The 23,430-nt window shown below is 44.2% G+C and carries 25 protein-coding genes and 1 pseudogene; 12 read left to right on the top strand and 14 right to left on the bottom strand.

Annotation, left to right across the window (positions count from 1 at the left end; genetic code table 11):
• Positions 1-61: 61 nt before the first annotated feature.
• Complete coding sequence (locus B092_RS0103055; protein WP_018573774.1) at positions 62-1,105, bottom strand: sulfate ABC transporter substrate-binding protein; 1,044 nt, start codon at positions 1,103-1,105, stop codon at positions 62-64.
• Between the two features lie 238 nt (positions 1,106-1,343).
• On the opposite strand from B092_RS0103055, the gene B092_RS0103050 reads away from it, so the two are divergent.
• Positions 1,344-1,718, top strand: a complete 375-nt coding sequence (locus B092_RS0103050) for a DUF1840 domain-containing protein (protein ID WP_018573773.1) — start codon at positions 1,344-1,346, stop codon at positions 1,716-1,718.
• Positions 1,719-1,809: 91 nt separating this feature from the next.
• Here B092_RS0103050 and leuA read toward each other — a convergent pair whose 3' ends face one another.
• From leuA to B092_RS0103020, 6 genes are all read right to left on the bottom strand, one after another.
• Positions 1,810-3,513 carry a 2-isopropylmalate synthase gene (gene leuA, locus B092_RS0103045; RefSeq protein ID WP_018573772.1) on the bottom strand — a complete coding sequence of 568 codons (1,704 nt, stop codon included), beginning with the start codon at positions 3,511-3,513 and terminating at the stop codon, positions 1,810-1,812.
• Between the two features lie 171 nt (positions 3,514-3,684).
• A complete protein-coding gene (locus tag B092_RS0103040; protein WP_018573771.1) occupies positions 3,685-3,867 on the bottom strand; it encodes a hypothetical protein in 183 nt (60 codons plus the stop codon).
• A 33-nt stretch (positions 3,868-3,900) separates the two neighbouring features.
• Positions 3,901-4,611 (bottom strand): hypothetical protein, encoded by a 711-nt coding sequence (locus B092_RS0103035; protein ID WP_018573770.1) that lies wholly within the window; start codon positions 4,609-4,611, stop codon positions 3,901-3,903.
• A 79-nt stretch (positions 4,612-4,690) separates the two neighbouring features.
• The gene (locus tag B092_RS0103030; RefSeq protein WP_018573769.1) at positions 4,691-5,260 is read right to left on the bottom strand and encodes a hypothetical protein; all 570 of its coding nucleotides are present in this window, start codon (positions 5,258-5,260) and stop codon (positions 4,691-4,693) included.
• Positions 5,261-5,291: 31 nt separating this feature from the next.
• Positions 5,292-6,917: a peptide chain release factor 3 gene (locus B092_RS0103025; RefSeq protein WP_018573768.1), complete on the bottom strand. Its 1,626-nt coding sequence runs from the start codon at positions 6,915-6,917 to the stop codon at positions 5,292-5,294.
• Between the two features lie 78 nt (positions 6,918-6,995).
• Positions 6,996-7,619: a LysE family translocator gene (locus B092_RS0103020; protein WP_018573767.1), complete on the bottom strand. Its 624-nt coding sequence runs from the start codon at positions 7,617-7,619 to the stop codon at positions 6,996-6,998.
• 165 nt (positions 7,620-7,784) lie between these two features.
• Between B092_RS0103020 and B092_RS0103015 the strand changes: the two genes are divergently transcribed.
• Genes B092_RS0103015 through B092_RS0103005 form a run of 3 tightly spaced genes read left to right on the top strand, consistent with a single transcriptional unit; the run spans position 7,785 to position 9,857 of the window.
• Positions 7,785-8,399 (top strand): LemA family protein, encoded by a 615-nt coding sequence (locus tag B092_RS0103015; protein WP_018573766.1) that lies wholly within the window; start codon positions 7,785-7,787, stop codon positions 8,397-8,399.
• 35 nt (positions 8,400-8,434) lie between these two features.
• Entirely contained in the window at positions 8,435-9,370 is a 936-nt protein-coding gene (locus tag B092_RS0103010; RefSeq protein WP_018573765.1) for a TPM domain-containing protein, read from the top strand.
• Positions 9,330-9,857: a TPM domain-containing protein gene (locus B092_RS0103005; protein WP_244870495.1), complete on the top strand. Its 528-nt coding sequence runs from the start codon at positions 9,330-9,332 to the stop codon at positions 9,855-9,857. The genes B092_RS0103010 and B092_RS0103005 overlap by 41 nt, the downstream gene beginning before the upstream one ends.
• 24 nt (positions 9,858-9,881) lie before the next feature.
• On the opposite strand, the gene B092_RS0103000 is transcribed toward B092_RS0103005, so the two are convergent.
• The 3 genes from B092_RS0103000 to B092_RS0102990 form a co-directional block, all read right to left on the bottom strand.
• Entirely contained in the window at positions 9,882-11,288 is a 1,407-nt protein-coding gene (locus tag B092_RS0103000; protein ID WP_018573763.1) for a GTPase/DUF3482 domain-containing protein, read from the bottom strand.
• A 12-nt stretch (positions 11,289-11,300) separates the two neighbouring features.
• Positions 11,301-12,689: a DUF2868 domain-containing protein gene (locus tag B092_RS0102995; RefSeq protein ID WP_018573762.1), complete on the bottom strand. Its 1,389-nt coding sequence runs from the start codon at positions 12,687-12,689 to the stop codon at positions 11,301-11,303.
• 80 nt (positions 12,690-12,769) lie between these two features.
• On the bottom strand, positions 12,770-13,102 hold the full coding sequence (locus B092_RS0102990) for a YkvA family protein (RefSeq protein ID WP_018573761.1): 333 nt from the start codon (positions 13,100-13,102) through the stop codon (positions 12,770-12,772).
• Positions 13,103-13,310: 208 nt separating this feature from the next.
• On the opposite strand from B092_RS0102990, the gene B092_RS0102985 reads away from it, so the two are divergent.
• From B092_RS0102985 to B092_RS0102960, 6 genes are all read left to right on the top strand, one after another.
• Positions 13,311-14,102, top strand: a complete 792-nt coding sequence (locus tag B092_RS0102985) for a transporter substrate-binding domain-containing protein (RefSeq protein WP_040608063.1) — start codon at positions 13,311-13,313, stop codon at positions 14,100-14,102.
• A 19-nt stretch (positions 14,103-14,121) separates the two neighbouring features.
• A complete protein-coding gene (locus B092_RS0102980; protein ID WP_018573759.1) occupies positions 14,122-14,814 on the top strand; it encodes an ABC transporter permease in 693 nt (230 codons plus the stop codon).
• 6 nt (positions 14,815-14,820) lie between these two features.
• Positions 14,821-15,570, top strand: coding sequence for a histidine ABC transporter permease HisM (gene hisM, locus B092_RS0102975; protein ID WP_018573758.1), 750 nt, complete (start codon positions 14,821-14,823; stop codon positions 15,568-15,570).
• The gene (locus B092_RS0102970; RefSeq protein WP_018573757.1) at positions 15,563-16,330 is read left to right on the top strand and encodes an ABC transporter ATP-binding protein; all 768 of its coding nucleotides are present in this window, start codon (positions 15,563-15,565) and stop codon (positions 16,328-16,330) included. Before hisM ends, B092_RS0102970 begins: the two co-directional genes overlap by 8 nt.
• Positions 16,331-16,384: 54 nt before the next feature.
• Positions 16,385-17,215 carry a sulfite exporter TauE/SafE family protein gene (locus tag B092_RS0102965; protein WP_018573756.1) on the top strand — a complete coding sequence of 277 codons (831 nt, stop codon included), beginning with the start codon at positions 16,385-16,387 and terminating at the stop codon, positions 17,213-17,215.
• Between the two features lie 289 nt (positions 17,216-17,504).
• A complete protein-coding gene (locus B092_RS0102960) occupies positions 17,505-18,431 on the top strand; it encodes a siderophore ABC transporter substrate-binding protein (RefSeq protein ID WP_018573755.1) in 927 nt (308 codons plus the stop codon).
• Between the two features lie 74 nt (positions 18,432-18,505).
• Here the strand turns inward: B092_RS0102960 and B092_RS0102955 are convergent, their stop codons facing one another.
• Both B092_RS0102955 and B092_RS0102950 read right to left on the bottom strand, forming a co-directional pair.
• Positions 18,506-19,894 carry a GntP family permease gene (locus B092_RS0102955; protein WP_018573754.1) on the bottom strand — a complete coding sequence of 463 codons (1,389 nt, stop codon included), beginning with the start codon at positions 19,892-19,894 and terminating at the stop codon, positions 18,506-18,508.
• A 172-nt stretch (positions 19,895-20,066) separates the two neighbouring features.
• Entirely contained in the window at positions 20,067-20,825 is a 759-nt protein-coding gene (locus B092_RS0102950; RefSeq protein ID WP_018573753.1) for a DUF3025 domain-containing protein, read from the bottom strand.
• 88 nt (positions 20,826-20,913) lie between these two features.
• Here B092_RS0102950 and B092_RS0102945 point away from each other — a divergent pair, with 88 nt between their 5' ends.
• Entirely contained in the window at positions 20,914-21,312 is a 399-nt protein-coding gene (locus B092_RS0102945; protein ID WP_018573752.1) for an RNA-binding S4 domain-containing protein, read from the top strand.
• Between the two features lie 352 nt (positions 21,313-21,664).
• The gene (locus tag B092_RS13520; RefSeq protein ID WP_232244127.1) at positions 21,665-22,252 is read left to right on the top strand and encodes a DNA cytosine methyltransferase; all 588 of its coding nucleotides are present in this window, start codon (positions 21,665-21,667) and stop codon (positions 22,250-22,252) included.
• A 1-nt stretch (position 22,253) separates the two neighbouring features.
• Here B092_RS13520 and B092_RS0102935 read toward each other — a convergent pair.
• Together B092_RS0102935 and istB are read right to left on the bottom strand one after the other, a co-directional pair.
• A pseudogene (locus tag B092_RS0102935) lies at positions 22,254-22,469 on the bottom strand (integrase core domain-containing protein); the annotation flags it as partial.
• Between the two features lie 53 nt (positions 22,470-22,522).
• On the bottom strand, positions 22,523-23,254 hold the full coding sequence (istB, locus tag B092_RS0102930) for an IS21-like element helper ATPase IstB (protein ID WP_425311475.1): 732 nt from the start codon (positions 23,252-23,254) through the stop codon (positions 22,523-22,525).
• Positions 23,255-23,430: the final 176 nt, after the last annotated feature.

The raw sequence follows: 23,430 nt of genomic DNA, 5'->3' as shown, positions 1-23,430 counted from the left end.
TAGAGAATACGATTAAAAGATCCTAGTAGGCTAAATTTGTCCTATCAGTATGTATTGAACGTTATTTCCTATATAAATCGGCTTGAATACGGTCAAACACTCCACCATCATTAAAGTGAGTGTCTTGTGCCTTGGTCCAACCGCCGAAGACCTCATCTATGGTGACTAGCTCGATTTGGGGAAATTGATCGCTAAACTCTGCTGCAATATCCGGATTGCTGGGGCGATAAAAGTGCTTGGCAGCAAGGCGTTGGGCATCGTCGCTGTAGAGATTTTCTAAATATGACTGCGCCACTTCACGGGTGCCTTTGCGATCAACGTTTTTATCAATGAGTGTTACAGGAGGCTCAGCCAGAATGCTTAGTGAGGGGACAATCATTTCGAGTTCATTATTACCCAGCTGCTGAATCGATAGATACGCTTCATTTTCCCAAGCGATAAGAACATCGCCTTGGCCGCGTTGAGCAAAGGTGTTGGTAGAGCCACGCGCACCTGAGTCTAAAACAGAGACATTAGCAAAGATTTTACGGACAAAGTCATAGGCTTTGGTCTCATCATTATCGTATTGTCTTAACGCATAAGCCCAAGCGGCTAGATAATTCCAGCGAGCGCCACTGGACGTTTTAGGGTTAGGTGTAATAACCTCTACATCGTCACGAGCTAGATCATTCCAATCTTGAATGTTTTTGTGATTACCTTTACGTACAAGCAACACAATGGTGGACGTGTAAGGTGAACTGTTTTTATCAAGACGGCTTTGCCAATCTTCCGGAATTAATTCATCTCGTAGGCGAAGGACGTCAATGTCGTAAGCCAGGGCTAGGGTGACGATATCTGCATCTAGTCCAAAGGCGACAGAACGCGCCTGAGCTCCCGAACCGCCATGGGATTGACGAATAACGACATCATCACCGGTTTTTTCTTTCCAATGCTTAGCAAAGCTTTTATTGTACTCACGGTAAAACTCGCGAGTTGGGTCGTAAGAGACGTTGAGCAAGTTAATTGTTGCAGCTAAAGCAGGTGCTGCGACTAGGCTCAGTACTGTAGCAATAAAGACCTTAGAAAATAGAGGATGCGTGGAGTACATCATAGGAGTGAAATTCATTTACTAGAAAATACTATTTCGTCATTTGTTTATACTCTTTTCATTTCATGAATAAATAGAGTTGACTTATAAGCGACTGTTTATCATGGTGCTATCAAGTTTTAGCTTAAACATTTGTGACGTTCTTATAATCCTGAAGCTTAAGCTCATGTGATAAAAAGTATTATTAATTGCCTAATAGGCTTAATATTGGCATCATAAATAACATGGATGGTGTTTGTAACAACAGGAGAAATACATGTTAATTACTTTTAAATCTAAAAATAGTGGTGAAGTGTTTATGTTGGATAAGCATGTACTCGCCGTATTAAAAGTCGCTGGACGAGATTATGGTAAAGAGTTACCTACAGAGGGTGTTTTTACTGTGGCAGAGTTACCTGATGCAATTGCCAAATTACGCCAGGCGATTGCAGAGGATGAGAATAAAGATATGCATAGTTATGCTGTGCATGATAAGGAAGAGGAAGAGCGTAAGGAAGAGGAGCGTGAGAAAAAGCACCCAATGCTTGAGGGTGTCAGCTTTAGTCAGCGTGCTTATCCACTATTAAATATGTTCGAAAATGCGCAAAAGCATGGCGATGACGTCATTTGGCAAGGTGGTAGTGGCTGGTAATTAGGCGTTTTGATCGGTATTTAAAAAAACCGAGCGGTTATGAGGTTATGAACACGCTCGGTTTTTCAAGTTTTAGTGCTTTTCGGTCTAACTAAACGGTTTCAGTTGCTGCTTTAGTTTCCACTTCAGCCGTTTGTAAGTGGCGGTTAATTGCACTAATTACAGCTAGGAATGAAGAAGTAACAATGTCTTTATGCATGCCAACACCATAGCCTGACTGAGAATCGCCTAAGCGCAGCTCAACGTAGCTTGCCGCCTTACTACTTTCACCGCTACCTACCGCATGCTCTGAGTAGTCCATAAACTCAATTGGCATATCGATCGCATTGATAAAGGCAGAGATAGCGCCATTACCTTTGCCACTGAAGGTTTTTTCTTCGCCATGGTGGCTCATACGTACAACCACAGAGAAACGCTCATTTTCTGCCGCATCATTGTGACTGGTGATTTGATGATCGATTAATTTCCAAGGGGTATCTTGTGTTAAATACTCATTTTGGAAAATTTCGTAAACTATTTGTGCATTGACTTCTTTACCTGTCTCATCAGTGACACGCTTAATGGCACGGCTAAATTCAATTTGTAAACGACGCGGTAAGCTCAAGCCATGCTCTTCTTCGAGTAAATAAGCGACACCACCTTTACCTGATTGACTATTAACACGAATGACCGCATCATAGCTACGGCCTAAGTCAGCAGGGTCGATTGGTAAGTAGGGTACTTCCCAAACAGCGTCTTTTTTCTGAATTGCAAAGCCTTTTTTAATGGCATCTTGGTGTGAACCTGAAAAAGCGGTAAACACTAAATCGCCGGCCCATGGATGGCGAGGATGTACCGGTAGCTGGTTACAATATTCAGCTGTACGACGTACTGAGTCGATATCTGAGAAGTCTAAGCCGGGGTGAATACCTTGGGTATAAAGGTTAATTGCTAGTGTGACTAAGCATACGTTACCTGTGCGCTCGCCACTGCCAAACAGGCAGCCTTCGACACGATCAGCACCGGCCATTACGGCTAATTCAGCCGCAGCTACTGCTGTACCACGGTCATTGTGTGGGTGGACGCTAACAATGCAAGCCTCACGATTGTTAATGTTATTGCAGAAGTACTCAATTTGGTCAGCGTAAATGTTAGGCGTCGTCGCCTCAATAGTCGCCGGTAAGTTGAAAATAATTTTCTTATCAGTTGTAGCGCCATACGCTTCTGCTACGGCATTACACACCTCGACTGCAAATTCCGGCTCAGTGGTTGAGAAGATCTCCGGAGAGTATTCGTAGCGCCAGTTAATCTCAGGATAACGGGCTTGCTCAGCCATGACCATTTTAGTACCGGCAACCGCAAAATCACGAACCTCGTCTTTGCTCATATTAAAAACGATTTTACGGAAAGAAGGTGCACATGCATTGTATAGATGCACCATGGCATTTTTAGCGCCGGCACACGCGTCGACTGTACGAGAAATGAGTTCCTGGCGCGCTTGAGTCAGTACGATAATGGTTACATCATCAGGGATAAGGTTGTTTTCAATGATATGACGAACAAAATCAAAATCCGTATCTGAGGCTGAAGGGAAGCCTACTTCGATTTCTTTAAAGCCGATTTTAACCAAGTGTTTGAAGAAGCGTAACTTACGATCAATACTCATTGGTTCGATAAGCGCCTGATTACCGTCGCGTAGATCAGTACTCATCCAAATAGGCGGTTCTGTGATGGTTTTAGAAGGCCAGGTACGCTCAGAGAAATCACGTTGAAAAGGCTTAAAAGGGACGTATTTTGTGGCTGGGTTCGATAGCATGATGACACCTATTTCTTTCTACTCAAGTTGGCTTATGACCTTGATTGTCCTATCAATCGTCTTGATGTAGATCTTATCTATAAAAATAAAAAATGTTTTGAGAAAAACACACCGTGAGAGGGGTTTGTTTGGGTGGCTCAAAGAGGTCGGCTGCATAGCACCACCTAGGCTCTAGGCTAGGCAACCGATCAATAGGAGGAGTAAACCGAGGAGGAGAGCCGCAGTTTGAGTGGATAAATTAGCAGTGATAGCAGTGAAAGACGTGTAGACAGGAGTCGCCGACTTAGTTGAGGCTGATAAGCCATCAACAAAGTGCATATAAGGCACAGCGAAAGTTTCCTGTTGAGTATCCATAACTATTATTTCTATCACGGCTATATTAATTTATCAAGCCTTGGGTTCATCTTTTATTATTAAAGCGTCATTTTGTATCTGAACTGTATCATTTTGTCTTAACGTGGGCTCACTTAGAGCGTGCTCGTTGAGTATCGGTTCGACTTGTTGGGTCTCAGACTGCTGAAAATTCGAGGCTATCGGTACTTGGTTTGCCTCTGTATGCGTTTGTCCGTAGAGTCCTTGGCTGAGAAGGCGCTCTTGCTCTCTCGCGTCTTCGATACGGCTAAATCTGCCTTGCTTAAGCTCGCGACTTAGCAGCTTCAAGTCATTGACCTTGAGAGGTTCACGGCGCTCATGCCAGACCCAAGCCAGCACTTCGAGGGCCATTGGAGAAAGGGTGCTAAAGAGATTTCGTGCAACCGGCATGGGCACATTGGTTTTGGAAAAGCTATCAAGACTTTGTCGTACGATATGATTGATAAAAGACAGTACAAAGAGAGCGATGATGATGACAATAGCCCACCAGAAGTAGGTGTCGTATTTTTCTAAGTACTCAATAATCGAGTCAACAGCGGTGTCTTTTAAGGGAGAGTAGTCCAGCGTTTGACCAAAGCTTAGAATTTTTTTAGCAACAAAGTACAGCACGCCCAAAATAAGCATGCTGACAACGATCAATATAAAAATGCGGCCCTTAATTAAGTTTAAGAGCGTGCTATCTACGACTTTAATATCTCTTCTGTAATCAGAGCGTTTGGGGTTCATGGCGAGTACTCTATCAGTTTTTAAATGAATGAAAACTCATTTTACCGATTTTTAACTGGCCTAACCACCTTAGGAGCAATTAACGGGCGGGGCAATCAGTAACACGGCCCCAAGCGTTGTTTGCACCACAGTATTGTTGGCGAACTCGGCTGATGCACGAAGGACGGTCATTGAAGCCGAGCGTGCGGCATTGGGCCATCTCTTGATTAAATGTGCCAACCCACGATAAGTTGTTGCCACCGGCATCGCCTTGAGTAGGGCGCTGGCGTTGAATAGGTTGGAAGTTTTTGGTCACACCGGTTGAGCCCTGCGTGACGACACCACTTAGGCGAAGGTTCTCTTCGGCGTACATGGCGCTACTTTCCTCATTTTTAACTGCCTCATCCAAGTAAGATTCTTTGATTTTCCAATCAATATCCGGGGTTGCTGTTGCTAGCCCTTGCGTACCATCAAGCAAGGGCTGCATTGGCTGAGGGATGATTAACCGACCTTGTTCGTCATATTCTGCCGGGGGATCCAATTCAGTGACGTTAGGAATATTAGCCTGAACCGGTACACGTCCAATTAAGTAATCGCCGGCTTGTAGACCTAGGGCGGTGGCAACACCGGCAAAAACTAAAATGGTAAAAATTAATAAACGCCAAGACATAATAGGTAGGAGGGTGAACCCTTTGAGTTAATTAGTGATTATCAGCAAAAATCTGGCCGCCATGCTCACGCATTACATGGAATTGTATATCGGGATGGAGCTCTTGCGCTACCCTTAGTTGTGCAGGCGAGCTGACTAAAAAGGCAGGCGCTTCAACCACATCATAGGCAATATTTGCGATGTTGGTGTCCAAAAACTTACGCAAGGCTTTGGGGTCGCTGCTAGTGACCCATCTGGCCATATTGTAGCGAGAAGGGCCTAATAGAGCCTCTACACCATATTCAGTTTTGAGGCGGTGAGCCACTACCTCGAACTGTAACTGTCCGACCGCACCTAGTAATAATGCGCCGCCGGCAATTTGTGGTTTAAAGACCTGAATCGCGCCCTCTTCGCCCAATTGGGTTAAACCTGTGCGAAGCTGCTTACTTCTTAATGGATCTTTGACTTCAACCGTTTGAAAAAGTTCTGGGGCAAAAAATGGTAAACCTGTAAAGTGTAGCTTTTCTCCCTCAGTGAGGACATCACCTAGATGTAAAACACCATGGTTAGGAATACCGATCACATCGCCGGCGTACGCTTCATCCACAATATCACGTCGTTGTGATAAAAAAGATACAGGGTTATTGGGGCGAATATCTTTGCCGGTACGAGCAACTCTCAAGCGCATACCGCGCTCGAACTTACCGGAGCTGACACGGACAAAGGCCACGCGGTCGCGGTGAGCCGGATCCATATTTGCTTGTACTTTGAACACAACGCCGGTGAATTTACTTTCGTTTGGCTCAACGGTGCGCTCTAACGCTTCGCGCGCACCCGGTGGCGGAGCATATTCAACGAGCGTATCGAGAAGCTCTTGGACGCCGAAGTTATACACTGCCGAGCCAAAAAATACCGGTGTCTGTTTAGCGTTTAAAAAGGCTTCCCGATCAAAATCAGGTGTGGCGATATTAATGAGTTCGATTTCTTCTCTGGCTTTATCGATGGTCTCAGAACAGCGTTCGTCCAGTAAGGGGTTATCTAAACCGCTAATAAACTCATCGTCCGCAGAGCCGCTTTTTGATGGGTTACTACGGTTAAACATCCGCATATGGCCTTTCTGTAAATCCACAATGCCGCTAAACTGGCGACCCATGCCGACGGGCCAAGTAAAGGGTATACAGTCCATTTCCAGGTGCGATTCTATTTCACCTATCAAATCTAAGGGCTCTTGTACTTCACGGTCTAACTTGTTAATAAAAGTCAAAATCGGTGTATTGCGCGCACGACAAACCTGTAATAAGCGTTCGGTCTGTGGCTCAATACCATTTGCCGCATCAACCACCATGACTGCCGCATCGACAGCGGTGAGTACTCTATAGGTATCTTCAGAGAAGTCTTGGTGACCGGGGGTGTCTAGTAAGTTAATCACGCAGTCTTTATACTCCATCTGCATCACAGAAGAGGCGACAGAAATACCGCGTTGTTTTTCAATTTCCATCCAGTCTGAAGAGGCATGACGCTCAGCTTTACGCGCTTTTACGCTACCGGCAATTTGAATGGCACCAGCAAACAAAAGGAGTTTTTCAGTTAGCGTAGTTTTACCCGCATCAGGGTGGGAGATAATAGCAAAGGTGCGCCGTCTGGCGACTTCTTGAGAGATTTTATTGTTGCTTGACATGCTTTTTATAACGTTATCGTTTTGAGCGTAAATAGAAATTGGTCAATTGTATCATGAGCTTAGCTGGTTTGAGGTGCGCTAAATATTCATAAACGCCATGCTTAGGGCAGCCAAAATAAAGCACACACCAAAGATTTTATTAATCCTAGCTGTGAGGTGAGGATTTTTTAACAGCTTAACTAAATTTGCTGCCAGCGCCACATAGCACAACATGATCACCAGATCTACCAGACATAGTGTGAGGCAAATTAGAACATATTGCAGCATGAGCGGTCGAGTTGTATCAACAAATTGTGGGATTACCGCTAATAAGAAAATAGCCGCTTTAGGATTCGTAATATCAACTAACAAGCCTTGCATAAATAATTTGCCGGCTGTGGCAGAGGGCATCGTGGATACATCGACTCGAATCATACTGACTGGCGAACGGTACTGCTTGATACCTAGGTAAATTAAGTACGAGACCCCAACCCACTTAATGACTTCAAATAAAAGTGGCGAGGTTTTAATTACTGCAGCCACACCCACCACACTAATAATAAACTGTATGGTGTATCCGGTAATTAAACCGCAGACTAAGGCTGCGCCAGGCCACATGCCGTAGCGTAAGCCGGCAGCCATTGAGGCTACTGCGCCCGGGCCCGGGGAAATAGAAATTGCCCATGCTGCTAAGAACAAGGCTAACCAGAGGGAGAAATCCATAGAGATTGAGTAGAAAGTTGGGTGTGAAAACTTGCATAGTTAATCATGCAGACAGAGAATTATAAGCGCTAAGCTAAGTTACAATTAGTTATCCCTTAGGGTAGAGTAATTTTTACTGTGACCTTAAAATAGCGTCAGCTTAACTTATCTTGTAGAGAGTCTCTTATGCGTCAATTGTTTAGATTGTTTATCGCAGCATTATTCGCTAGCTTATTGGCCGGTTGTGGCTATAACGAAATTCAGCGCTTGGATGAGGGTGTTAAGGCCGCTTGGTCAGAGACGTTAAATCAATACCAACGTCGAGCAGACTTAGTACCGCAATTAGTTGAAAGTGTTAACGCTTATATGGTGCACGAACGTGAGTTATTAGCGGAGGTCACAGCGGCACGTTCACGTGTCGGTTCTATTAACGTATCGCCGGATCGCTTACCTACCGAAGAGGAAATGGCGCAGTTCCAAGCAGCACAGTCACAATTAACGTCCGCTCTATCACGTTTGATTGCGGTATCAGAAAACTATCCTGATCTAAAGGCAGATGGTTTGTTTAGAGATTTAAATGTACAACTCGAAGGTACTGAAAATCGCATCGCTACTGCGCGTGGTCGTTATATTCGTGAGGTTCAGGGCTACAACACGTATATCCGCCAGTTTCCTACGTTAATTACAGCAAAGATTTTCGGCTACAAGGTGCTACCAAATTTTGGCGTGGAGAATCAAGACAAGATCATGCAAAGACCAACCATTCAGTTTGATAATCCCCGCTCTGCACCGGCTCAATAATTTAATAACCTATAGCTATTATTCGGGAGAGTGTCATGACGCTGTTTAAGCAGCCTACTACTCTGCGCTCTATTTACCTATGGCTGCTCACGATGCTGATCGCAGCGATGTCTTTCTACACATCGGTACGTGCGGAAGTGCCGGTGCCACCATTGACTAATTATGTGGTGGATATGACAGGCACGCTATCAGCTGCGCAGCAAAGTGAGCTTAATCAAGGTATTGCGCAACTTGAAGAGGAAAAAGGCTCGCAAATCATGGTTTTAATGGTGCCTACGGTGCAACCGGATGATACGGTTGAGACCTATGCCCGACGAGTTTTTGATGAGTGGCGCATTGGTCGAGCCAAGATTGATGACGGGGTATTAGTTTTAGTCGCTAAAAACGACCGTCGAATGCGTATTGAAACCGGTTATGGTTTAGAGGGAGCGATCACTGATGTCCAAGCTTCTTATATCATTAACCGCGATATGGCACCGGCCTTCCAAGCCAATGATTATTATGGCGGCCTTAAAAAGGCAGTTGATCATTTAACGTTATTGATTCAAGGTGAGGATTTACCGGAGGTCAGTACGAGTACAACGATGGATGAGGAGTCGCTGTTTGGTGATATATTGCCAATGGAGTTGCTCCTTTTCATGGGCGTCTTTGTCTTGTTTTGGCCTATTTGGCTAGCCCCTATTGTTGCCGGTTTTTTTATTTTAGCTATCAGTGGTTCGATCGGACTTGCGTTGATCGCTGCTGTTGTTGCGCTAATATGGAACTTGTTCGTCAAGAAATTAATGGCAACGGGACTGGTCGCAGCAAACAGTAATCCAATCACAGGTAGTCGCACGACACGCCGTAAGCGCAACCATGATCATTGGGGTGGCTTTGGTGGCGGCGGAGGTTTCGGCGGCTTCGGTGGCGGTGGTTTTGGCGGCGGGGGCGGTGGCTCCAGCGGCGGTGGAGGAGCATCAGGTGGGTGGTAATGCATTAACAAAGCTAACAGGTATTGCTACGCTAAAAGGCCAGTACCTTGGACGTCGTTACTTTACAAAGGAGTTTTTGGCGGAAATCTCTGCGTTGATTACCGAGGCGGAGCGTGACCATCAGGCCGAGTTAGTGGTGGCAATTGAGCGCAAATTCCCGGAGCATCTGGAGGTCACCCGAGACCGAGCTTTTGAGGTCTTTGGGCGTCTTAAAGTGTGGGATACTCCACTCAATACAGGGCTGTTGCTATACCTGTCTTTAGACAGACAGGCGATTGAAATTATTGCTGATCGCGGTATCGCTGTTGATAATGAGCGGTGGGTTGAGATTAGCAATGTATTAGTCACTTATTTTAAAAATAAGCAGTTCCGAGAAGGGTTAGTCGAAGCCGTTAGGTTGATTGAAGAGGAGCTTCAAAAGGCCTGTCCACAATGTACTGATGGTGATGGCGAGGACTATCTACCTAATACTCCGGTGATTCTTTAAGGGGTGAGTTGTTGGGATGTCGGATTAGGGGTTGAGTGTTTGACTCAATGTCCTAATTTCCTCACCTCTTGCCCGACTATCTTTGAAGTCTTTGTTGAGGCTTGACCATTCGGGGTAGGAGCGGGCGTTTTTCAGTGGCGATGGCAGGGATTCCTCCTGCCAGGTTTTATAGTCTGCATCATGTCGTTCGATACGATGTTGAGCTGCATGACCACGACGGTCTAGGGCATCCAATAAGCGTAAACCGCGTATAGCTAGGAGTCGTAGTACGGCATCATCAACGGTAAGTTCGCGGTAGCCTTGCAGCATGCCGAGTAAGCGATTACCGACTTTTTCTGCGCCTTGCCAGAGCCCTCCGACTAGACCACCCACTAACGTCCCGGCGCCTAGACTTAAACCGCCGGTAATGATATCTACCGTAGCGCCTGCCATCGCGCCTGCGGCAAAACCTTTGCTGACCCTAATACCCATGTCTTTAAGGGCTTCTGTACTGAATAAATCAGTTTTCCAACGCTCGCCGCTAATCGGTAAAAGGTCCTCTTCGTAATCTTCTTCGTGGAAACGGTAAAGACCCAGTAGGTCGCGGATAAACTGATGCTCACGTTGTCGAACCTGTTCTTGCATTGTTTGCCAGAGTCGGATGCCTTCCTGCTCATTATCGGAAGAGGAAGCGCTTTGACGCCTATAGGCGCTCACATCAATTAAGAGCTCAGCTAATAACTCTTGACCTTGTTGGCGACGGCGTTGACGTCTTTTATTGGCACCTTCTGCTAGCTCGTTTAGGCTTTGCTGGTGCTCATCAAGCACTAAGGCTAATTTCTGATAAAGCTGTCGCTCACCATCAATGGCCGGGGCAACGGTATCAAACTCAATAATCAAATGGATTGCTAAGCGTGAGAGGGTGTTTTTCCAATCGTCGCTATAATTATTTGAGTGATGTAAAAAGTTTAAAACCGGAATGATGGGACGACCACAGCGCGCCAAAATAGCCAGCTCATCGCGGTGTTTAGAGCGTACCGGTTCGCGTACATCGACTACGTACAAGCCGGCATCACAGGTGAGGAGTTGACGCAACACACGCGCCTCCTGCTCAAAGCGCTGCCGGCTTTCTGGGCTCTCTAAAAAGCGCTCAATGATGGCAGGACCGTCAAGTCGCGTAATGCTTTGTTGCTGTAATTGATCTAAATAATCCAATAAAGCAATACTATCCTCAATGCCCGGGGTATCAAACCACTGTAGTTTAAGATGCTCAATGCGCAGCATGGCACCCTCCACATGGCGTGTGGTCGCGGGAGCGTTGGCCACCTCACCAAAGTCAGCGTCGTGCAATAGTGTGCGTAAAAGTGATGTCTTGCCGGTGTTGGTATGACCGACCACGGCTAACTTCAGGTAATCCTCTTGAGGTAAAAAACGCTGCTGAATTTGTTTCATAGGCTTTGTGCTTTAGATGTCAAGCATATTATAAGCTGCTTCTTCTTCCATAAAAATAGCTTCTTGTTCAAGACCGGAATCAGTCAGTGATTTTAGCCATAACGCACGTTGGTCGCGTTGAGGATCGTGATGATTAATGAGAAGAACAGCGTGTTTTTGTCCAAAATGAGCGATGGTCTGCATTAAATTTAAATGGCTGCGATCCGGGGTTTGCTCGGCATCACAAATAAAAAGTATTTGTTGTAAGGGCGCCAGTCGTTGACCAAGCTCACTAAGAAGTTGATGGCGCTGCTCTCGGCTTTCTATATTGCCGCCATCAATTATATGCCGACCGTCTGGATTCTTAATGACGGGCCATTTTTCATGGGGGTCCAGTTCGATGCCGATAACCAAGGTGCCATTGCCGGATAGGTCAAGAGAGGCCTTTTGAAGTGCGGGTGCCTTTATCTGAGGTGCTGGGGAGTCCACGCCGGTATTGATCGCAATAGGCGCTAAGCGAGCCAGTAAAGAAGCATAAGCGGCGGAGTCGATATCCAATTGACAGCGGCTGAGACGATAGCGACTGATAGCCAAACAAATAATAAAAGCAATTAAGCGGGTTAAGAGACCAAAAACAATAATTTGACCAACGAACCAACTTGACCATAAGGCGTGCAGTGCCGGATTGTCGGCTGCCCCTGTGCTCAGGAGTTGATCGACTTCCGGCATCGGAAAACCTAAGCAAGCGGGGATAAATCCTAATACATGCGCGATGTTTTCTAAACTTTGTGTAGAAAGAATGGTGGTTTCCCAAACAAAGATGTAGCGTCGAGTCGATAGTAAAAAGAAGACGGTCACCAAGGCAGAAAGGAGTGCCGTGAGCCACAATGCATGACTGATCGTTGATAAAAGCCATGAGGTTGAGCGTTGTTGGCGTGTCAGGCTGAATAAGGCGTTAGGAACGAGAGCTGCATGTGGGCCGCGTGCTAATTTTTTAGTGCACCATAGCCATAACTGACCTAATAATGGGTAGTCTTTATCGCTGCGTTTAGGCACAAATAAATACACTAACCAAATAATAAAACTTAAGGTGTGCAAGCCTAATATCGCCATCCAAGCGCTTAGTAGATTAACTTCCGTGCTACGACTACCTAGCGCCGCATAGGCTAACCCAATACCGGTAAATACGGACAAAACAAGCAATAACAACAAAGCGTATTTAGCTAATCGACGGTAATTAGCAATCGCTTCACTGAGACCTGATGCCGTTGCTAAGCGTTGAGCACGATGAATGATTTTCTGTTGTGGACTAAGATCTTGAGCGCGCAAAGCATAAATATAGGCAGCATCATCCAGAGGACCATCATGATGTTCCTTTAAGCGGACAGCCTCTGTTTGCCAAAGCTCGGTGAATTTAGTCATGTTGTTGGTATAAGGTGTGAAATCAAGTGTGAGGCTATTGCCTATCTAAACGTGATATTATTTCACACTTTGTTGAATGATTAGCTTTTGTGGAACCATTGCGTTACCTTGGCAGCGGATTTTGCTTTAATCTCCGGTGTGATATGGGTTGCAATTGTAGTAAGTGCTGTTGTGATAACTGCCAAATCATCGGTAAAGCCAAGAGCCGGTAAAAAATCCGGAATCGCATCAACCGGTAATACTAAATAAGCAAGCGCTCCGTATACGACACGCCTAGTCCAAGCCGGTGTGTCAGGGCTTTGCGCAGCATAAAAAAGCTGTAAGGCTTTTTCAATGGTGGTTTGACCGGCTTTTAGAGCAATATTGCTTATCTTATTAAAAAAAGAGAAGCGGGAAAATTCGATTTGTTGCATGTTTACCACCTGAAAAAAATGTGTTTTACACATAGGCTAAAAAAAGTGTTTACATTGACTTAACTTGAACACATTTAATAAACGACACGAGTAAATTGATGTAACATCAAGGGTTTAGGCTATGTACTATATTAATCTTGCGATTAAGGCAGTAGAATTCAAGTCTTTAATTTTTTATATAACTAAAATTACCCGAGCGGAGAAAATTATGAAAAAACTAACCTCATTGGTTGCTGCCACTATTTTAGGGCTTGCTTCTTTTGCTGTTGCAGCACAAGACAAGGCCGAGTTACGTATTGGTGCCGAGGCATCTTATGCGCCTTTTGAGTATAAATTACCGAGCGGCGAGCTAGCCGGTTTTGATATTGATATTGGTAATGCTATCTGTGAAAAATTGGATATGACGTGTGTCTGGGTTGAGCAACCGTTTGATAGTTTAATCCCCGGCTTATTAGCACGTAAATTTGATTTAGCTCACTCAGCAATAACAGTGACCGAAGAGCGTAAAAAGACCATTGATTTTACTGATCCTCTTTATGAAGTCAGCAGTCAATTAGTAGCCCCCAAGGGTAGCAGCATCGATGGTAGTGATGAGTCCCTCAAAGGTAAAACAGTTGGCGTATTACAGGGTTCAGTGCAAGAAACCTATGCACGTGAGCGTTGGGGTAGACGTTCTGGTGTCAGAGTCACGGCTTATATGGATCAGACACAAACAATCAGTGATTTAAAAGTGGGTCGTATTGATGCCATTTTATTTGAATCACCCAATGCAGTTGAGGGCTTGTTAGGCACACCGGACGGTGATAGCTATGAGTTTGTAGGTGAGCCAATCACAAACGATCCTATTATGAATAATGAGATTGCCATCGGCTTACGTCAGGGCGATGAGGAGTTAAAAGCCAAAATCAATGAGGTGATTCAGGCACTTAAGGATGAGGGTGTCATCGAGAAGTTTGCCGAGAAGTATTTCCAAGAAGGTGAAATCTCTGTTGTTAACTAAATCTTAAATTAAAAATATCGTGTTCTTAGACGGCTATTGGGAACTCATTAAAAACGGCACTTGGGCAACGATTCAGTTAGCCCTTTTGTCCGTTTTATTGTCCTTTATTTTAGGTTTGCTTGGCGCGAGTGCCAAGCTTTTTGGTGGTGGCTTACTGCGTGGTATAGCCACGCTATACACCACCATTATTCGCTCTGTGCCTGACTTGGTACTGATGTTGCTATTGTTTTTCAGTATTCAAATGGGGCTCAACCAAGTAACTGATGCGCTGGGGTGGCGAGTGATCCAAATTGATCCCTTTTGGGCCGGTGTGATTGTGATTGGTATGATATATGGCGCTTACTTTACGGAAACATTTAGGGGAGCTTTCTTAGCTGTGCCAAAGGGCCAGATCGAGGCCGGTATGGCCTATGGCATGAACTCCACACAGGTGTTTCGCCATATCCTATTTCCACAAATGATGCGCTATGCCATTCCCGGCATCGGTAATAATTGGCTAGTGGTACTAAAAGCAACGGCTCTGGTATCGATTATTGGTCTTAGTGATTTGGTTAAAGCGAGTCAGGACGCGGGGCGAGCAACCGGGGATATGTTTAAGTTTATCCTGATCGCGGGGTTGATTTATTTAGTCCTGACCTCTTTGTCTAATATGGTTCTTTGGCTTTTAGAGCGACGCTATTCAGTGGGTGCTGCTAAATTTGAGCTGGATTAAGCGGCAATGGATAGATTTTTAGACATTTGGCAAGAGTATTGGTCGGCCTATTTGTTTTGGGATGGTTTTGAGGTCTCAGGGCTTGCCGTTACTTTATGGATTTTAGTACTGTCACTGCTTTTTGGCTTTGTGTTGTCAGTACTTTTAGCGATCGGTCGTACTTCAAAAAATCGTTTGATCAAAGGGCCGATTTGGCTCTTTACCTATGTTTTTAGAGGCACTCCCTTTTATATACAGCTGTTGCTGATTTATAGTGGCTTGATGAGCCTTGAGGTGGTGCAGGGTACGCCATTGCTGCGTCACTTTTTTATTAATGGTTATTATTGCGTGATTTTAGCCTTGACACTCAATACAACCGCTTATACGACAGAAATGTTTGCCGGCTATATTCGCACTACGAATAAGGGTGAGATCGAAGCGGCGCTGGCTTATGGTATGAGCAAATGGCAGATTTATACGCGGATTATTATTCCTTCCATGTTGAGGCGTGCTATCCCTGCCTATAGCAATGAAGTGATTTTGATGTTGCATACGACCTCATTAGCCTTTGCGGCGACAGTGCCCGATATTCTGAAGGTGGCGCGTGATGCGTATGCCGCTACTTATCAAGCCTTTATCGCCTATGGTATTGCCGCCTTAGTGTATATGGTGGTGGCGTTTGTGATTGTGGCAGTATTTAGAAAAGTAGAAAAACGGGCGTTAGCTTATCTTGTGGTTAGCTCAAAAAATGATAAACAGGTAGTTAAAAATGTATAAATTAGAAGTTCTGGATATTCATAAGTCTTACGGCGAACACGAGGTTTTGAAGGGAGTTACCCTGCAAGCAAAGGCCGGTGATGTGATTGCTCTGATCGGTTCTAGCGGTTCGGGCAAGAGTACTTTTTTGCGCTGTATTAATTTTTTAGAGCAGCCTAATGACGGTAAAATCGTCCTTAATGGTACGGCGTTACCCTTAGAAAAGAACAATAAGGGTTATTTGCAGGTGAGTGATAAAAAAGTATTACAAAAATTCCGCACTAAACTCACCATGGTATTTCAGCATTTTAATTTATGGGCCCATATGACGGTCTTGGATAATGTGATACAGGCGCCGGTGCATGTGTTGGGTATTAAAAAAGAAGAAGTCATTGAGCGTGCCCGTATATATTTACAGAAAGTGGGTTTGCCACGAGAAGCCGAAGCTAAGTATCCAGCCCAACTTTCAGGTGGGCAGCAACAGCGCGTAGCGATTGCCCGTGCTTTAGCGATGGAGCCGGAGGTTATGCTGTTTGATGAGCCCACATCAGCCCTTGATCCGGAGTTGGTCGGTGAGGTGCTTAAAGTGATGCAGCAGCTGGCCGAAGAGGGACGAACTATGATTGTCGTGACTCATGAGATGGGCTTTGCACGTCATATCGCAACGCAAGTCGTATTCCTACATCAGGGCTTAGTGGAAGAGCAAGGTACCCCGGCGGAAGTCTTGGATAATCCGAAAAGTTTGCGCCTACAGCAGTTTTTATCCGGTAACTTAAAATAATACGTTAGGGCGTTGCAATCGTTTTTATTGTCGTCCTATAAAAGAAGGTGAAAAATGATCAGTTTTGGCTTAGACCTCGCTCTGTGCTTGTTAGTTTTAGGCGCTTTCGGTGGCTTTTTAGCAGGTTTGTTAGGTATAGGCGGGGGTATGATCTTAGTGCCGTTTCTGACCATGTTGTTCCTTTGGAAGGGAATGCCTATTGAGTTAGTGGTGCACTCGTGTATTGCTACATCCATGGCGATGATTTGCTTTACCTCTTTGTCCAGTATGCGAGCTCACCATAAGCGTGGCGGTATTTTATGGCCGGTCGTGGCGGCACTCGTGCCCGGCGTGTTGATTGGTGGTTTCCTGTCGGGAGGGGTGGTTTTCTCCTTTATCAATACTGCTTGGTTAGCATTGATTTTTGCCCTTTTTATGGCCTATTCTTCTTACAATATGGCGGTAAATAAAAAGCCTAAACCATCACGTCAACTCCCCGGCTTTTTAGGCACCTCGGCAATGGGGGCGGTGATTGGTTTTGTTTCAGGTTTGGTCGGTGCGGGCGGCGGCTTTTTAACAGTGCCATTTTTAGTTTGGTGTAATGTTGATATCCGTAAGGCGGTCAGTACGTCTGCGGCATTAGGCTTTCCAATTGCTATTGCTAATAGTGTCGGTTTTATTTTTTCAGGTATCAAAGAGATAGGTTTACAGCCAGGTATGTTGGGTTATGTATATTGGCCTGCTTTGTTAGTACTAATTTCTACCAGTATGTTGATGGCACCGGTTGGCGCTAAATACGCCCATACATGGCCAGTAGGGCGTATTAAAAAAATCTTCGCAGGCATATTAGCTTTTATTTGTATTTATATGTTGAGAACATCGCTTATTGCTTTTGGGGTGATTTAGTTTTAAACAGCGTTTACGGTGAAATAGGCGCTGTTTTTATATGAGACAAGCGTATTGCTTTGTTATCGAGTTGGGAAATATAGTTGACTTTGTCGCGAATGTTTCTGATAATGACTCTCATTACATTGATGTTCAATTAATTTGAATGTCAATGTAGCACTTGGTACTTTTCGGATGGAGATATAACTAATCTGGTGCTGCTATGACGGTTGCACTGAGCGGTTATCGCTATTTTTAATTTTCTTAACTCTTTAATTTAAAAACGATGAAAAAATATTTATTAAGCAGTATGTTAATTGGCTCTAGTTTATTAGCAATGCAAGCGGCTAATGCATTTGAGATCAAACACAGTGAGGGTGTATTAGAACTTGAGCAGACACCTCAAAAAGTAGTGAGCTATGATTTAGCGCAACTAGATACATTAACGGCTTTAGGGATTGAGGCAGTCGCTGTTCCAACGTCTAGTTATAAAAACTCATTAGAGCGATATAATGACAGTCCTACCGTTGGTACCTTATTTGAGCCGGATTATGAGGCCTTAAAGAAAATCGGACCGGATTTAATTATTGCCGGTGGCCGTTCTGCTGCAGCGATACCTGAGCTCTCAAAAATTGCACCAACCATCAGTTTTACTAGCGATCCTAATAATTTTGTTGATTCTGTTAAAGACTCCACAAATAGTATTGCTAAAGCGTGGGATAAAGAGGCCGAGGGCAAGGCACTCCTAGAGAAGCTCGAGCAGAATATTGCACAGCTGCATGAGTTAAACAAGGGTAAAACGGGCGCATTTCTTTTTGTTATCAAAGATCGCGTAATGACTCATGCACCAGGGGATCGATTTGGCTATATTGAAGAGCTAACCGGTTTAAAACCTATCTTAAGCGCTCGTACCGAAGAAGAATTAAATCAACCTCGTCCAAAGCCTGACACACCGGAAGCAAAGGCACGGGCTGAGAAATCTGCTGCAGAAATTTCTACTGTCGCTAAGGCTAACCCTGACTGGTTCATTGTATTAGACCGCGGCGCGCTCAATGATGCTGAGAAAACAGCTGCTAACACCTTAAACAATCACGAAGAGCTTAGCAAAACTGACGCAGTTAAAGAAGGCCGTGTTTTCTATGTAGAGCCTAACCCTTGGTATGTGGTGACTGGCGGTGTAAGTAACCTGACAGAAATTACCGACCAAATGATTAAAGAGATGAAAGCTAAAAACTAAGTTTTTAACTGATTAGCTTTTAGGACATAACGCGACAAACTAGTTATTTGATTGTTTGTCGCGTTAGTGCTTTCCTAGAATGAACCGAAGATGGTTCCAAGTGTGATAACAGCCGCTAGGGCAATCATTGGGCCGATAATAGTCACAGCAGCAATGTTCAAATAAGACTGGCGGTGATTCATACCACAAATAGAGAGTAGGGTGATAATTGCCCCACAATGCGGTAGCGTATCAAAACCGCCCGCCGCAATCACCGCAACACGGTGTAAAAGCTCTGGATTGATATTATTCTCCAGTGCGATTCGTAAGTAGTCTGCTCCTAGGGTTTGTAGTGCAATACTTAAACCACCGGAAGAGGAACCGGTAATACCGGCTAAGGTTGTCATTGCAATAGCTTCAGAAATTAGCGGGTTATTTGGTGAGACGTTAAGGACTAATTCTTTTAAAATCGCAAAACCTGCCAAACTGGCAATCACTGCACCATAACCTACTTCAGAAGCGGTATTAAAGGCCGGTAGCATTGAACCTAAGGTGCCTTTATTGATCGTTTGTTGGAGGTGTTGCCAACGAGGCCAAGCAATCGCAATTAACCATATGCAGGCAATGACGAGAGAAACAATAATTGCCCACAAACCGGTTTTTTTGCTTGGGTCAAGGGCAGAGAATTCAGCATGGATGCCGGTGAAATCCATGTTTGGAAAAATGCCGTAGGTAAAGAGTGCATTTAAAGCAATGACCAGAATCAGTGGAGAAAATGCTAATAAAATAGGCATTTGATTTTCACCACTGATCGTTTCATGTTCCACGCCATCATCGTGCTCGCCGTATGCTTCGCCATTGGCATGGGCTATTCTTACTCTGCTTGTGAGCCAAAGCAAACCTGTTGAGAGCATGATTAGCGAAGCAATAATACCTAATCCGGGAGCTGCAAAAACATTGGTACTATAAAAGGGGATGGGGATGGCATTTTGAATGGCCGGTGTGCCTGGTAAAGCAGTCATGGTAAAGGTAAAAGCACCTAAGGCAATGGTCGCCGGAATGAGCCGCTTCGGGATGCCTGCTTGATAAAACATGACTTTAGCAATTGGATAAATTGCAAATGCGACGACAAAAAGTGATACTCCACCATAAGTTAGTACACTGCAAGCCAGTACGACGGTGAGTATGGCGTGCTTAGGGCCTAACACTTTGGTGAACCAATGAGCAATGCTGGATGCCGCTCCGGAGTCAGCAATCAATTGGCCAAAGATCGCACCCAATAAGAAAATCGGAAAATAATTGATTAAGTAACCACCCAATGCACCCATAAAGGTTTCGGTGTAAATAGGTAGCATGAGATGAATATCACCCGATAACAAAACAGCTAAAGCCGCCAAAACGGGGGCGAGAATTAATACTGAAATCCCTCGATAAGCGAGAAACATCAGTAATAACAGTGAAATTAGAATAGCCCAAATGCTCATGGGAACAGTCTCCAAAGGCTTATTACTGTTTTAATAAGCTGATTGTTTAAAAATTACTTAGGCTGAATTGTAGCACTGAACAATTATTCAATCGATTTAATGCTTTTGCTATTGTGCTGTACCAACAATATTGTAGATAAGACCTAAAAAATGTTAGGAAGGAGGTAATTTTTTATCGGCGCGGTGGTCTAAAAACATGTGTGTCTTGATAAAAGTCATCTTGTTCTTGATCAGGGTGCCATCCGGGAATGCCGAAAATAGGAACCGGTATATAGGGCTTAGTTGCCAGCCACTCCGCTGTGAGCTGCTCACTCAACCAAGTGTCTGTCGTTGTTAAATCTATCGGCTTGTTTTGCTGGGGGACTCGTAATACATGTGCGCAGATACCTTTGTAGGGGTGGAGTAATTTTTCAATTAGGGCGTGACCAAAAATGACTGGTTGACTGCTTTGCCAATGATCACTTAATTCCACAAAAGCAGTGTGCCAATTTTTCTGTACGAGTGCATGCCAAAGCGCATCGGAACAGGCAAGTAAAAGGCCATTTTCATCAATAATGGTGATGGCATCTCGCACCGCACCTCGTTGATTTAAAACGCCATCTTTTTGTATTTGCGCGGCTTGAATTTGATTAAGCTTAGTTTTTGATTTAGGAAATAAAAACCAACAGAGGGCATTGAAGTAATCGTGAGGGCCGTCGCGCGTAGGAATGCGGTTGGTCTCAAAGATAAAGCTTTCATAGGCTTGTCCTTCGGGTAAATCCTCTTGAGGAACAAAGTGCTTAGGAAAACTTGTCGGTTTCACTTGATTTAATAATGCGCTGACCGAAGGATGATTTGCTATCTGTGGCAAAGACGCCTGAATCAGGGGGCGCCAATGCTCGCAATAAGGTGCAGTTAGATCTAAAAGACGTAGTTCAGATAATAAAGGCATAGAAAATTAAATGAGAAACGGGTAATTAAGCGCGTTGATATTGTAATATATAACGGTAGGTTGAAAATGTTAGGAGGAGCTAGTATTAATGGAAGCAGAAAAAGTTCGTATTGATAAGTGGCTATGGGCTGCGCGTTTTTTCAAAACTCGATCCTTGGCAGTAGACAACATCAATAAGGACCGTGTTCAAATTAACGGTCAAAATGTGAAGCCGGCCCGTGAGGTCAAAATTGGTGACACGATTCTCATTAAATTGCCTCGTGATTATAAAACCATCATTGTTAAGGGGCTCAGCCAAGTGCGTGGGCCAGCGCCAGTTGCTCAGCAACTTTATGAAGAAACGTCTGAGAGTATTGCCGAGCGCGAGCGTCGTGCGGAAATGCGCCGCTTTGCGCCAGAACCTGCTCATGATATGCGAGGCGGTCGTCCGACCAAGCGCCAGCGCCGTGATATCGAGCGTTTTACTAAGTTTGGTGGTGAGTGGTAGGGGACGGATAGAGGGTGCTAAGTAGTATGTTGTGCTTTATACCGTTTTTTGGTGACTACGGCTGCGAGCTTTATCCTGTCTAAAGCGCTCTTCATAATCAATAATTAGCTCATCAATTGTAGGTAGACATTAAATAGCCTTTCTGTTTAACAGGTGTTTTTTGTGCTACTATTTGTGAGTCGGTTAATTAAAAAATAATATAAAAAACAGATTTAAATCAAGCATCAACACAAAGTTTCCTAAATTTTCTATTCTCAAGATCTTTTCTTTTTAGAAAAATTCTTTGTGTTTAATTATCCGGTTTTCATGTTAATTCATAAGACTAAAAAATATATTTTGATAAGTTGTCAAAATGAATGGTCTGACTAAAAATAACCTTGCAGGACATTTTATGTATAAATCTATTGACTTATTTGCTGGAATCGGTGGAATCAGACTTGGATTTGATAAAGCCTTTAAAGATGATATAAGTACAGTGTTTGTCAGTGAATGGGACCTCAAGGCACAAGAAAGTTATGCAGCGAACTTTCATGATCCAATTAAAATTCATGGCGATATCACTAAAGTGGCAGCTTGCGCAATTCCTAAGCATGATATTTTGTTGGCTGGTTTTCCCTGCCAAGCTTTTTCCCTAGCCGGACGCAAGAAAGGGTTTGAAGATACAAGAGGAACATTGTTTTTTGATGTAGCTCGTATTGTTGAATATCACAAACCAAAAATTATTTTTTGTGAAAATGTAAAAAATTTAGTAAGTCATGATCGTGGCAAGACATTTAAAGTAATTATTCAAGTTCTTCATGATTTAGGTTATAAGGTTTACTCTGAAGTTCTAAATAGCAAAAACTTTGGGGTTCCTCAGAATAGAGAAAGGATATATATAGTTGCGTTTAGGAATGATATAGAGAACCGCCCCGAGTATATCGGAGAGTGGATTGCTTGAGTCAGGCAACTTTGTCTGACTCAGTAAGACTATCATAGTATCGTCTCTCAAACTCAAAAGGCGACACATAACCAATCGTACTATGAATGCGAGTTTTGTTAAACCAATCGACCCATTCAAGGGTTGCTAATTCAACATCACACGCATCCCGCCACTGCTGTTTTAAATATTCAATCACCTCTGTTTTATAAAGCCCGTTAACCGTTTCAGCCAATGCTATAGAACGTCAACTACTTTGTCCGGTTTAGCGTCAATTAACTTGGCCGGTTTTTACTGCCCCTTGTCTTGGGTTTTTAGTGCTTCTTTCTTGCGATAACTCTCTCCTGTAAAATGAATCATTGTGGCATGATGTACGAGTCGATCAATGGCAGCTACCGTCATCGTGGTATCGTCAAATAGCTCATCCCACTCTTCAAACGACTTATTGGATGTAATAGCTAAACTAAAGCGTTCATAACGGTGCGCTATCAGCTCAAATAAGACGCTAGTTTCTTGTTCGGATTTTCTAACATAACCGACATCATCAATGATAAGTAATTGATATTTATCCAGCTTTTTCAATTCGTCCTGTAGCTTGAGGTGTCGCTTAGCTAGTTGCAACTGCTGTACAAGTGTGGTCGCCTGTATGAACTTAACCTTATAACCCTGCTCTAGTAGCCCATACCCAAGGGCACTAGCGAGATGTGTTTTACCCAGGCCACTTGCTCCGAAGAGCAAGAGGTTTGCACCTCGCGTCAGCCACGTTTTATCTTGAAGTAAATCATAGGTGGTCGCTTGGTTAATGCCATCGACAGCCATAAAATCAAAGTTATTTAAATGCTTCCCGATGGGTAGTGTGGCATCTTTTAGGTTGCGTGCTAAACGTTTATCCTCGCGTGCCAATAGCTCCTGATGGCATAACTCAGCCAAGTATTGCTGGGGTGACCATTGTTCTTTAGTCGCTTTATCTGCCACGCTCTCCCAGAGCGTGCCAANCGTGGCTAATCTTAGCTGCTTTAGCATCAAGGGTAAGGAAGCGGTATTTCTATGCATGATGGGCTCCAAACAATTGACTGTAGTCTTGAAGCGAGTGCTGTTTAATCGCTATGCTAGGCGGCATCGCAATGATGCGAATGAATCGCTCTTCACACTGCCGGATGGTGGGTAATTGTCGCTGTCTTATCCCCTCCAATACATAC

The sequence above is a fragment of the Oligella ureolytica DSM 18253 genome (assembly GCF_000373745.1).
GTDB lineage: Bacteria > Pseudomonadota > Gammaproteobacteria > Burkholderiales > Burkholderiaceae_B > Oligella > Oligella ureolytica.
Note: the sequence above shows the minus strand (reverse complement) of the source record. Positions and strands in the feature narration are given on the sequence as shown.